Source organism: Spirosoma daeguense (assembly GCF_054776875.1).
Window position 1 is genome coordinate 587,244 of record NZ_BAAHBF010000002.1, and the last position, 13,343, is coordinate 600,586.

The window sequence follows — 13,343 nt, forward strand, 5'->3', positions numbered from 1 at the left end:
CAATACCTTCATAAGAAACATCGAAAATTTTGGGTGTTTAGCTCATGAACAGGCCGTTTATGTAATAGAGACAGCTATGCTGGTAGTTGAATGATAAAGGTCGTACCGGGTCCTTCCGTGCTTTCTACCGAGAGGATTCCGCCATGTCCCTTGGTGATGATATCGTAGCTGAGCGAAAGGCCCAACCCTGTGCCTTCGCCCGTAGGTTTGGTGGTGAAAAAGGGTTGAAAAATCTTGGCTTTTACCTGTTCGGGTATACCCCCACCATTATCTCGCACCTGAATCACTACATGATCTGATTTACGTTTTGTACGAACCTCAACCGTCGGCTGAAAAGTAGAGTCGTTACGTTTCTTTGACTGCGCCGAAATAGCATAAAATGCATTATTGAAGAGATTGAGCAATACCCGGCCGATTTCCTGAGATGCTACGTCTACTGGCTCCAGTGTTGGGGCAAAATCGGTTACTAACGTGCAATTGAAACTCTTATCTTTCGCTCTCAGGCCGTGGTAAGCAATCTTGAGGTATTCATCAGTCAAAGCATTGAGGTCGGTGGGCCGTTTCTCACCTGATTCTGTGCGGGAATGTTCGAGCATGCCCTTGACGATGCTGCTGGCCCGACCGCCGTGGTGGTTGATTTTTCTCAGGTTGCTGGTAAGATCGCTCAAAATTTCTTCGGCATATTCCTTTTCTTCCTCAGGCAGTTTCTGAAATGGCCCTTCTTTGAGTTCGTCAATGAGTTCAGTAGAGACTTCAGAGAAGTTGTTGACGAAGTTCAACGGGTTTTGAATCTCGTGAGCGATACCGGCGGTCAGCTCTCCCAAACTGGCCAGCTTTTCTTTTTGGATGAGTTGGGTCTGAGTGGTTTTGAGTTCGGTCAGGGTATGGTCTAACTGATCACGTTTATGTTCTATTTCTGCCTTCTGCTTCGTCAAGGTTTGGTTGAAGCGTTGCTTGATCCGGTTTTGACGAACCAGTACAAGGACAAACAAGGCAAACAGGGCCAGCCCTCCCAACAGCCCTGTCCTGATTTTGCGTTGATTGTCAATGTCCAGATTTAACAGCGAGATTTGATAGTCCTGCTGACGCTTGTTTTGAAACGCTCTGGCTTCCAGTCGCTCTTTTTCGAGTTCTTTATCCAGCTCAGCTTGTTCGGCTCTGGTCTGGAGCAATTGATTGGCAGCCTGGGCTTTTAATCCATCAATTTCCCGCTGTTTTTCAATGGCCAGTATCTGTTGAGCCTGAAGTAATTTTTCCTGCTTTATTTGATTTTTTTCCTGCTCCTCTTTTTCAACGGCCGATCGGATTTCCACGTCTGCTATGTAATTGGCTTCGTCTTTCTGGTCAGACTCTTTTCGGAGTTTTTGATACTCTTTCAGATACGTATAGGCTTCTAATGGCTGGCCAGCTTCCTCGAAGACATCGGCCAGCAACAGCGTGGCTGATCGGTACTGACCTGATTGTGGCGAGGCTTTGGCATAGCTCATCTTGCCATACTTGATGCTTTCCTGGAGTTGCCCCAGCTTCTGATAGCATTGAGCCATGTATAAGGTCATATAGGAACCCAGTCGGGTCGAATCGGTTGTCTGATTTGCTGCGGATAGTGCCTGCGTAAAGTTCTTCAACGCTCCCTGATAGTCACCTTGCCCCATCAGTAGTTGCCCGGTTGCATCATAATGGCGAGCGATCATAATTTTTTTGAAATTTCCATCGTATTGATCGAGCGGTACTTTTCGAGATTTTTCGATATAGTACTTGGCTTCCTCAAATTCGTTCAGGCTGATCAGTGAGAAAGCAATCTGAAGATAATGATCAGCTAATCTAGCGGCATTCCTGTTCTTATCTTCTGCCGCTAGGGCGACCGCTTTTTTTAAGTACTCGACGGTCTTTCGATGCAAATTCAAATCATAGCCCATTATTCCCAGGCGATACAGAGCGCCAATCCGTAGATCTTTCTCACCGAATTTTTCTAGTAGTTTATCGGCTTGAGTAGCAAATTCAAAACTTAAATCCCTTCGCCCCTGAGATGCATATATTTGGCCGAGGAAGTAATACATCAAGGCTTTCTCCCGGCTATCCTTTGTGTTGGTCAGAATGGTTCGGGCCTCAATTTCAGTCTCTTTAGCTTCCTTTGTTTTGCCTTCTTTTTCAAAAAGGACCATTTCATGTCTCTTAATAAAAAAGGGAAGAGCAGGCTGGTTATTCTCCCTGAATAAACGAATGGCTTTTTCGAGGTATGGGGGCTGTTCTTCCCGCGGAATGTAGCCTACGTAGGTAAGCAGTAAATTGGCCAAAATTTCCCGATCCAGATGCGTTTCATAGTAATGGATAGCTGTTAGCATTTGGGCCTTTGCTTTTGGATTCTTTCGGAAATCAGGTATCGCTCCACCAAGTTGAAAAACCTCTTCCGTTTGCTTCCGGTCTCTATACGACCACCTGGACAGAAAATAATAATAGGAATACGTATGCGGTGTATAAGCGTTGAGATAGTCCAGTGTGGTCCAGTACAATGCATCGCCTTTAGCATAATGTAACTGGTTGGCCAACTGCCGCGCCTGTAGGGTTGCCAGTAGTCCTCGCTGGAACTGCATGTCGGAAAAGCAAAAACGGGCTAAATAATGTAGCCGTTTCACTTTAGTCGTATCATCTTTGGGCTGCTGAACGATGAGCGCTTGAAGACTATCAATTTTTGCTAAATACAGCTTGTTAACTGGCTGAGCTTTCAAGCAGCTTAAGCAGGTGAGAACTAGTAAAAATACAATCGTGTAGATCTTCATTTTATCAGCTTAAAAAGACGGAAGGGCAACCTATGGGTGGATAGAAAAAGTCGATCACCGAACGCACCTATGGCACGCTAAAATAAGCATCCACTACGTAGCAAGACTATACCGTTTGGGACAAAAGCTATAACGTTTGAGACAGTACGTCACATTTGACATAAAAAGCGGTAGTTAATCCCTGACCAGATTAACTACCGCCTGACTTGTTACTTGAGATTAGTACGTCGCTTACCAGACTTTCGCCTGATCGACTTCTGATTTATAGAGCTTTTGTCCGGGCTTTACGTTGAAAGCTCGATAGAACGGCTCGAAATTGGCTAATGGGCCATTTACCCGAAATTTATCAGGTGAGTGAGGATCAGTGGTGATCCAGGCACGTACCGCTTCATCGCGTGCTTTACTCCGCCAGACTTGAGCAAGTCCCAGAAAGAACCGCTGATCGGGGGTAAATCCATCGATCTTATCGCTGCCCTGGCCTTGCTTCGTCAGTTTGAACGCCTGATACGCCAACGTAATGCCGCCCAAATCAGCCAGATTTTCACCCAATGTCAGCCGGCCATTGACGTGCAGATTATCCAATACAGTAAACGTATTGAATTGGTTTACAACGACCTGTGACTTTTTATTGAATCGTTCGGCGTCTTGTTTGGTCCACCAGTCGCGCAGGTTTCCGCTGGCGTCGTACTGGCGACCCTGATCGTCAAACAAGTGCGTCATTTCGTGGCCGATCACAACCCCAATGGCTCCGTAATTAATAGCATCGTCGGCATCTTTGTCAAAAAACGGAAATTGCAGAATCCCGGCCGGAAACACGATTTCATTGTTCGTCGGATTGGCATAGGCATTAACGGTTGGTGGCGTCATACCCCATTCCATACGGTCGACAGGTTGATTGATTTTGGCAAAATCTTCCCTGTGTTGATGCATACGGGCCTGTTGTACGTTCCCGTAATAATCGTCACGTTTTACTGCTACGTCCGAATAGTCCTTCCATTTGTCGGGGTAGCCGATTTTCTTCAGGAAACGATCAAGTTTGGTCAAGGCAACTTTTTTCGTTTCGGGTGCCATCCAATCGAGTTTTTCGATACGTTGCCGATACACTTTTTGGAGGTTATCGACTAAGGTTAGCATTCGTTCTTTGGCTTCGGCCGGAAAATATTTTTTAACCCACAACTGCCCCAGCGCTTCGCCTAACGACCGGTCGACACGATTGACCAGCCGTTTCCAGCGTTCAGTCATCTTTGGCTGCCCATGAATTGCTTTGTTGTGGAAATCGAAATGAGCCTGTTCAAACGTTTTGCTGAGTAGCGTCGCATTATAGTCCAGACAATCGAAAGTGAGTCGATCTTTCAGCAGTTCAATAGACGTATTGGGAAGCGACTTATCCAGCGCCTGGTAATAATTGGGCTGACCCACTAACACCGTATCTACTTTCGCCAGCCCCATGCCGTCGAGCAGATGGCGCCAATCTAGCGATGGCATTTTCTTGGTTAGGTCAGCCACAGCAAATTTGTTGTAATTGGCCACCGGGTCGCGTAAGTCAGCCGGCGCTTTGTGCGATTTGGCCAGGTTGGTTTCGAAAGCCAGAATCGCCTGCGCCTTCGTTTTGGCGAGTGTAGAATCGACACCCGTTAAGGTAAATAGCTTTGCTACGTACGTAACGAAAGCAGCCCGGATTTTTTTAGTGGCTTCATCGGTACGTGTATAGTAATCTTTTTCGGGTAACGACAAGCCTGCCTGCCAGAAGTTCATTCGATTGATAGTACTTTGCCTATCATCGGCCCCTACGTAAAATCCAATAAATTTCCCTCCTCTATTGGCTTCATTGGCAGCCAGATAGGTCATTACCTGTTTATAGTCTTTGAGGGCAGCAATTTTTGCCAGCTCTGCTTTTACAGGGTCAAAACCCCGCTTATCAATGGCGCTGGTATCCATGCCACTGGCGTAAAAATCACCAATCTTCTGTTCGATACTTCCCGCTTCTGAATTGGCTTTAGCCGCTTCTTCCAGAATGGTTTTCGTTTTCAGCTGATTGCTTTCGTAGAGTTGATCAAATGACCCCCAGGAACTTTGATCGTCGGGGATTTTGGTTTTCTTCAACCACGTACCATTGACATACGAATAAAAATCGTTGCCGGGCAAAACAGTCGTGTCCATGCCTGATTTATCAAAGAAGGAGGTTCGTACAGGAACATCTTCCTGCGCTTTTTTCTGACAGGCTACGCTGGCCAGTAGCGATAATCCAATGGCAAATGTTTGGTTAAGAAAGCGCATAACAAAAGGTTTTAGGAGGCAATTTTAGGCAGACAATTTACTGAAGAAAATCGAATATGGGTTGCTTTGGATAATACAATCGATTGTCGATCAACTTAATGATACGTTGCTCTCCATCGGCTCTTTCGTACACATCTGAATAAGTTTGCAACGTAGCGGCTTCAACAGGTATTTCGGTGTAACGTACGTGATCGACTTTTTATGTTCAGCTTTTGGCTGTAGTGAACGACTCGTCGTTATACGGGTAAGTGTGAAATCACCGTTGGACTGGATGATGGAGAGCGTTGCTACGTTACCTTGCTGGTTTAGCGCAAAATGTGCAAAATAATTCGGCTGTTCTTTATTGAAAAATACGTGATTGTCTATGAATTCCAGTTCATAATCAGTTTGTCCAGGCACAATCAGGTAAAGTGAGTTTCCGTTCCGAAGCTCGATTCGTGCAGACAGGTTAGTTGATTCATAGTCACCAACGTATCGTATTAGCTGATTCGCACTTATCTGTCTGGTGGAGGTAGGTCTGACAAAACCAAGTGGTTCACTGGCCAAATGTTCCTGAGACGTAGTAGCCATGCCACCAATGTCGCCAACTTGATTCGAGCTTAACTGAGAGCGTATAGAAGCTTGATACGTTTTAGCGATTCCACCACCAGTTTCGAGAATCTGAAACTTATCATAATGTTCATAATCAAGCCAGTATTTTTGAGTCGATGACGTCAGCAAGACTAACGGATTGTTGGTCGACGGATTAAGCACTTTTCCATAACTCTCATGTATATACGTATCCGCGTAATCCGGCAGTTTATTTGAAAGATTGGTGTTACGTGTGTTGTTGTCTAATGCGGTAAAGTGATCGGCTGTGGTGGATTCTGGTTTCTGGGCCGAAGCTGTGAAGGTGCTCAGTACGAAGCTGATAAACAGTAATTGCAGGTAATTTTTCATATGAATAAGAAGAGAAGGTATGTTAGAAAATAGGACTAGAAATTGATTTGACCCATGGTTTGGGCGTTTCAGTACGTTCGGTACTGTTCAGTCTAAGCAATAGATCGCCCAGGTACCGCAATACGTATCGCGGAGGAATTAAACTGGAAGCGTAAAGGTGGAGCGCTTTATTTGCTCGGTTTATGGGTCGACGGTTTAGGTGCTGCCTTAGTTTCTAACGCCATTAATTTCTTCCGTGTGGCAGCGTTGTCTTTTAGCGAGAGTGCTTTCTTAAACTGGGCAATGGCGTTAGTTGTGTCTTTTCGTGCTACGTAGTAATCGCCGTAAGAGTCGTAAGCATTGAAGCTGTTTGGGTAGTTTGCTACGTTAAGTTTGAACAGACTTTCGGCTTTGATGAATTTCTGCTCTGACAAACTATAGTGACCAAATTCATTAACCAGGGCTTCGGGGGCGCTTACTCGATAACCCAGACGATCAGATACGGCCGCAAAATGAGTAGTTAATCGACCAGCCAGTTCGGTGCTATTCTCGTCATAGTCTTTGTTAGTCATCTTAAAGCGATACTGATCAAAAATAAAATGGAGCGCATCGTACTCGCTAATGAGCGGCACCGAACTGTGATCTTCATCAGGATAGTATTTTCCCTGATACCGTAGTCCATTTTGTGGATTGGTTTTTAGCAGTCGATTTAAGCTTAAAATCGAGCGGATATGATTGTGGGTTGTAGCCGTATCGGTTAACACCTTCAGCGTGTCCATGTCTGGTTCCAGCGTGTTGGCAATACCGACAAACAGCGATTTACCTGCATACTGTTTGTTCTCAAATACTTGTTTGCTTTCATTGAGCAGCTTTTGGTTGGACCACCACATGCTAGGGTCGATAGCGATATAGGCATTGAATAAGCCAGAATGATGCACAAGCGTATTGATGACCATTAGCCCACCCAGCGAATGACCGATAAATACACGATAAGGCTGGGTTGGGTATACCGAATCAATGTAAGGAATTAATTCTCGCTCAATAAAATCCGTAAATTTTTCACCCCCGCCGGACGTTTTGAGCTGGATGCTATCGGCGGGCGATGGCACCATTCCCCCTCCTGGTGTTGGGGTTAAGTCTCGCCTTCGATTGGTGTTGGGAATGCCAACGACGATCATTTCAGGACAAATAGCATTGCCGTTCACCGTACTTAATTGTTCAATCATGCCGACTACAGAGGAAAAGTGCGCGTCACCGTCGAGCAGATAGACCACTGGGTAACGCTGTTTGGCATAAGTACCATTCCGATAGCTATCCGGAATGTGTACCCAGATTTTACGTTTCTCCTTGAGGATTTTCGATTGAATAGTTTCAATTTGCCCAATGCCAATCTGATTGGTCGGCTGCGCCGAAATCAGTTGGGGAACTATTGAAAGAAGGAAAAAAAACAGGAAGGTTGAACGTGTTTCCATGATAGAAGGCAACAGATTCTACATTGTGGTGGCTGATTGGATGGTCAAAAGTAACAAATACAAACAGAGTAGGCTATCCCATTTGAGACATAAATCATCCAATTTGAGACATTAGTTATTGTAGCTCCAATTCGAATTCCTAACTCGATTAACTTCTGATAGGCAAGTGGATTACAAATTCAGTTCCCGTACCCTGCTGGCTTTTCACCGTGAGGGTTCCACCATGCCCTTTCGTGATAATGTCATAACTCAGTGATAAACCTAATCCTGTTCCTTCGCCCGTGGGTTTGGTGGTAAAAAAGGGTTGAAAAATCTTGGCTTTCACCGGTTCAGAAATGCCCGTGCCATTGTCCCGTACCTGAATCACTACGTTATCTGCCAGCCGTTGCGTCCGAACTTCAACCGTTGGCTTATAATCAAAATCACTACGTTGTTTGGCTCGCTCCGAAACCGCATAAAAGGCGTTGTTATAGAGGTTCAATAGCACCCGTCCAATTTCCTGAGGTGCTACGTTTATCGGCTCTACCGTCGGATCAAAGTCGTTGACTAATTCACAGTTGAATTCTTTATTCTTCGCTCGCAAACCGTGATAGGCAATCTTGACGTACTCATCGGCAAGCGTATTGAGGTCGGTGGGGCGTTTCTCACCTGACTCGGTACGTGAATGTTCAAGCATGCCTTTGACGATACTGCTGGCTCGACTACCATGATGGTTGATCTTTTTCAGATTGCTGGTCAAATCGCTCATAATTTCTTCAGCGTACTCTTTTTCGTTGTCAGGCAGTTTCAGAAAAGGGCCTTCCTTCAATTCATCAATCAGTTCAGTACTCACTTCGGAGAAGTTGTTAACGAAGTTTAGAGGATTCTGAATTTCATGAGCGATGCCCGCTGTCAATTCGCCTAAACTAGCTAGTTTTTCTTTCTGAATGAGCTGAGCCTGAGAAGCCTTTAGTTCGTCAGTTCGGGCTTCCACTTGCTGTTCGAGGAATTGATTCTGAGCCGCCAGAATCGCTTGTTTTTCTTCGGTAACCTGGACTACTGCATCCGCTTTTGCCCGGACTTCCGCTAAAATTTCCTTGAAGCGAAGCGCAATATAAATCAGGAATGAAATAGGAAGCGCAAGTGAGAGAACAGTGTATAAAATATTGAAGTTGAATGGTATTTTAGCAAAAAGGAAGACTCCATACATCGCACTGGCCAGAATACTTCCCAGTGCCCCAATAACAATGGCCCATTGGGCACCGTGTAGGCGTTTCCAGGAAGATATCAGCAGATAACTAATGGTTATTTGCTGAATAAAGTTGGCAATTGAGATCAGCATGTCATCGCCTACGTACGCATCCAGCATAGCCCCGACGATAGCAATAATGATCAATAAAGACAACCATCGGCGACTAACTCGATAGCCGAAAATACTTAGCAAGGTTAGCAGTATAAAACAGATCGTAAGCCAAAGCGGCAGGCCGACAACAAACGTGAATTTTCCAAATAAAATAGGGTAGGAGGAAGAAGAATAAATTAGAAGACGTCCTAGATTCGAAATTGCCGCAAACGTCCCACCGATTGCCAATAATCGTAAGCTGCGTTTTTCAGGGAAATTGAGCCAGGATAACAGCCAGAAACAGATCGCCATTAATAGCCATGTACCCAACCATACGCCGACATAGCTAATAGTCTCTTTTTGATTATCCATTGCAAAGGGTGGATATCGCGGACCGGTAAGCTGGACAATCCATCCAGGATTCGATATTATTTCCGATTGTAATTTTCGACCAGGATAATGGGGAAAAGGAGATACATAATCTACTAAATGGACAGCTATCAAATGTACCGATCCAGTAGCCATCTGGAAAGTTTTCGGAAGTTGGTAAATGGGATAATGATCGTGGTACGGTTTTCCATTAGCCCCCGTATTGCCAAAGGAGGCCACCAGTTGACCATCTATGTACACATCTGTCGCTGCCCAGCTACCGTTTCTCAACCCTAATGGCACGTCTTTCCAGGTTGAATCAAGCCGAATATTAAGTCGAAACCATCCTTCTACTTTTCCGTTTTTGTCAGCGTCTTTAATCGATAAGTCGGTTGGTTTAAACCTGCGCCAGTTTCCTGCATTAAAAGTTGGTTTGGCCCAGTTAGGGTTATGACCTGGCGCATATACCCAGCCATTCAGCCGGGATAGGTTAATTATCTGGACTGAATTGAATCGTGACGTATCAAGCACTAGGGTTGTGTCTTGTGCCCAGGCAGGGCATAAACACAACCAGAAAAATATACTTGCTAAGAGGCAACAAAGTAAAAAACGAAGCATAAGAGATACGAGAGAATCTAAGCAAAAAACCATATAAGTGCCCACTAAACAGACTGAAATCAGCTTCTGGCAGGCAAGTAGATCAAAAATTCAGTGCCTACGCCTTGCTGGCTTTTCACCGTAAGGGTTCCACTATGTCCTTTAGTCACAATGTCATAACTCAATGATAAGCCTAGGCCGGTTCCTTCACCTGTTGGCTTGGTGGTGAAAAAAGGGTGGAAAACTTTCTCTTTAATCGATTCGCTCATGCCGACACCATTATCCCGAACCATGATCGTCACCCCTCGGCGACCTGATCGATCAACCTGCTGCTGTGTTTGAACTTCAACCGTAGGGGTATAATCGGGATTAGTAGATCGTTTAGCCTGCTCGGAGATGGCGTAGAATGCATTGTTGTAGAGATTGAGCAACACCCGGCCAATCTCCTGAGGAGATACATTTATTGCCTCGAGGGCTGGATCAAAATCGGTGACCAACTCGCAGTTGAATTCTTTGTTATTCGCGCGTAGCCCATGATACGCAATTTTGACGTATTCATTCGCCAGAGCATTGATATCAGTCAGTCGTTGCTCGCCCGATTCGGTACGGGAGTGCTCCAGCATACCCTTAACGATGCTACTGGCCCGCTCTCCGTGTTGATTTATCTTGTGAAGATTACTAGTCAAATCCCCGAGAATTTCCTCTGCATAGCCCTTTTCAGACTCGGGTAATTTCTGAAAAGGACCATCCTTGAGTTCTTCGATGAGATCGGTAGACACTTCCGAAAAATTATTGACGAAGTTCAAGGGATTTTGAATCTCATGGGCAATACCGGCGGTCAGCTCACCCAATGAAGCCAATTTTTCTCTCTGAATTAGCTGGTCCTGCGTGTCTTTGAGTTCGGTCAGTGCGTCGGCTAGGTGGTTGCGTTGTGTTTCAATTTCCTGCTTCTGGTGAATCACCTCCTCTGTGCGCAGGGCTACTTTACGTTCCAGCAGTTGATTGGCTCGCAATAGCTGCTGTGACCGGTAATGAACCAGTGCCCAAACGCCAAGAATGGACAGTAGCATATAGAGCGTATACGCCCACCAGGTACGCCACCAGGGCGGCAGAATCACCAGCCGCATCGTGGTTCCCGTTTCGTTCCAGACTCCGTCATTGTTTGATGCTTTTACCCGGAAAACATAGTCGCCTGGTGCCAGAAATGAATAGGTGGCTGTGCGCTGGGACCCACTGTACACCCACTCAGTATTCACACCTTCGAGCTGGTATGCATACCGGTTCTTCTCCGAAGCTATGTAGTTAAGCCCCACGAAGTTGAACGAGATGACATTATCACGATAAGCCAGCGTCAGGGGCGAAGGAGGGAACAGACAGGTCGAATCACGCACGCGGACCTGCGTGATGTATACGGGCGGTTTGTAGGGATTGTCGCCCATTTCCGACGGACGAAACACGACTAACCCATTCGTAGATCCGAAGGCCAGTTCGCCCGTGGAAGTACGGGTACAGGAGCCCGTGAACGTCTGGCTTAGTAGTCCGTCGTGGTTGTCGAATACCCGAAGTTTGCGCGTCACGGGATCGAGTCGACATAATCCCTTACCGGTAGCCATCCAGAGCATCCCAGCCTGATCAGTTACGAGGGCAACGACATGATTGTCGGGCAGGCCGTTGTGGATGGTAAAAGTAGAAATGTCGGCTTTTTTCGGGTCAATGCGGAACACTCCACCAATATTAGTCGATACCCAGATGGCTCCGTCGCGAGTTTCGCAGAGCGCTGGCACATCTCGGCTATACAGAATTTTCTCATTCTCGGCATGTTGTGGATGGTAGCTTATAAATCTGCCCGTATGAAAATCTAGCTTACAAGCACCTACGCCCCCAACGGCTACCCAGACATCCCCAGAGCGGCTAACCAGTATATCATTGACCTGACCTCCGCCTTTTCCGATGGGGCTATCCTTATCGATTCGGTAGAGCGTATACCGGCCATTGGTCGGGTCGAATCGAGCCATGTTTGACAGACCACCTACCCACAGCTTCCCTTGATTGTCTTCTTCGATGCTGGTAATGGGGAAGCCGGCAGGGTATTGTCGAAATTGACCCTTCGCATTTATGGTCTGGAGGCCCGAAGCGGTAGCCATCCAGATCCGTCCGCTGCGGTCGCAATGGATAGCTGAAATCTTATCGGCGGGCGAATGTGCCACATTTTTTTTCGATGCCAGCAGATCAGGTGTTAGCAGTTGCGACGTGTAATTGACGTAAGCCTGACGGTCCGTCATATTTAGTCGAAAGACGCCCTCAATGTAAGGCTGACTAGCGTTGCTGAACCAGATATTTCCCTGTCGGTCGGCTGACAACGTGGAAATGTAGTTCTCGAATCGGGGCGTAGCGTTGTGATCTGGAATAGGTTGATAAAAGGCAAACCGGGGCGTTAGCGTGGAATATCGGTCGATGCCATTTACTGTGCCGATCCAGAATGTGCCCCGATTGTCGGCCAGCAATGCCCAGACTGCGTTATGGCTCAACGAGCCCACTACGTTCGGATCTTGACGGTATGTAACGTACTGGCCGTTTTTGGGATTGAGCTGAATTAACCCAAAAAATGTTCCCACCATCAGGTTATGGTGTTCATCTTCCGCCAGGCCATGTGGCAATATTTCCAGGTTGTTAAAGTACATCTGACCGGTTGGTACGTAGTTGATTACTACGTCTCCCTGACCAGATGATGAGCCTTTTGATGGCATCAACCGATAAAGCCCTTTTTGTTGAGCGGCAATCCATAGGCTATTATCAGCACCGAGGTACATCGATTCGATGATAGGCTGCTTTTCGGCGGGGTTAACTCCAAAATAATACGGACTAAACTCCCCCGTGCGCCGATTCATCGTGAATAGCCCGGTCGAGGTTCCCACCCACAACGTACCAAAGCGATCTTCCTGAATACACCACACACGGTCGTCGGCTCCCTTGGCAACGGGTACGTCATAGAACCGATATTGTTTGGTACGGGTATCAAAGCGAGCCAGTCCACCTTCTGAGCCAATCCAGAGAAACCCCTGTTTGTCTTCCATGATCGTGTAGCAGATGTCGTACGGCTTAAACCGCTCCGATCGATCCGGCCCTATTCGAAAATAGTTGATACGGCCCGTTTGCTTGTTGAGTCGGTGCAGACCTCCACCGGGCGTAACGAACCAGATCTCACCCGATTGCGACTCCACCATATCCCAGATTGTGTTGTGAGCCATGTGGTTGTTTGGGTCAGCGGGGTCGGGTTTGTACACCGTGAACGTATACCCGTCGTAGCGATTCAAGCCATCATCCGTACCAAACCACATAAAGCCGGCCCGATCTTTATAGATGCAAAAAAGTCTATTATTCGATAAGCCCTGCGCAGTACCGAGATGCTCAAACCGAAGAGGCTGTTGCCCCAGCGGATGTTGCCCTTGTGCAAAAGCAAAAACAAGCATGGACAAGATAACGGTAAACAACCGGCAACATCCGCTAGGGCAGCATCCGCTGGGGCGTCGATTCATGAGTTTAGGTGTGAAAAAGAAGAAATCAGTCTATTTACTTCTACGTTTACGTTAAATGGTCTTTCGGCAGATCATA

The 13,343-nt window shown here is 46.5% G+C and carries 7 protein-coding genes; 1 reads left to right on the forward strand and 6 read right to left on the reverse strand.

Features of this window, described 5'->3' with window-relative positions:
* Positions 1-74 precede the first annotated feature (74 nt).
* From ACYVD4_RS07310 to ACYVD4_RS07335, 6 genes are all read right to left on the reverse strand, one after another.
* A complete protein-coding gene (locus ACYVD4_RS07310; RefSeq protein WP_460943935.1) occupies positions 75-2,726 on the reverse strand; it encodes an ATP-binding protein in 2,652 nt (883 codons plus the stop codon).
* A gap of 282 nt (positions 2,727-3,008) precedes the next feature.
* Entirely contained in the window at positions 3,009-5,054 is a 2,046-nt protein-coding gene (locus tag ACYVD4_RS07315; RefSeq protein ID WP_460943937.1) for a M13 family metallopeptidase, read from the reverse strand.
* 90 nt (positions 5,055-5,144) lie between these two features.
* Positions 5,145-5,993 (reverse strand): hypothetical protein, encoded by an 849-nt coding sequence (locus ACYVD4_RS07320; protein WP_460943938.1) that lies wholly within the window; start codon positions 5,991-5,993, stop codon positions 5,145-5,147.
* Between the two features lie 167 nt (positions 5,994-6,160).
* Entirely contained in the window at positions 6,161-7,444 is a 1,284-nt protein-coding gene (locus tag ACYVD4_RS07325; protein WP_460943941.1) for an alpha/beta hydrolase-fold protein, read from the reverse strand.
* 148 nt (positions 7,445-7,592) lie between these two features.
* Positions 7,593-9,665, reverse strand: a complete 2,073-nt coding sequence (locus ACYVD4_RS07330) for an ATP-binding protein (protein WP_460943943.1) — start codon at positions 9,663-9,665, stop codon at positions 7,593-7,595.
* Between the two features lie 146 nt (positions 9,666-9,811).
* Positions 9,812-13,201 carry a two-component regulator propeller domain-containing protein gene (locus tag ACYVD4_RS07335; RefSeq protein ID WP_460943945.1) on the reverse strand — a complete coding sequence of 1,130 codons (3,390 nt, stop codon included), beginning with the start codon at positions 13,199-13,201 and terminating at the stop codon, positions 9,812-9,814.
* Between ACYVD4_RS07335 and ACYVD4_RS07340 the strand changes: the two genes are divergently transcribed.
* The gene (locus ACYVD4_RS07340; RefSeq protein WP_460943947.1) at positions 13,200-13,322 is read left to right on the forward strand and encodes a hypothetical protein; all 123 of its coding nucleotides are present in this window, start codon (positions 13,200-13,202) and stop codon (positions 13,320-13,322) included. The genes ACYVD4_RS07335 and ACYVD4_RS07340 overlap by 2 nt on opposite strands.
* Positions 13,323-13,343: the final 21 nt, after the last annotated feature.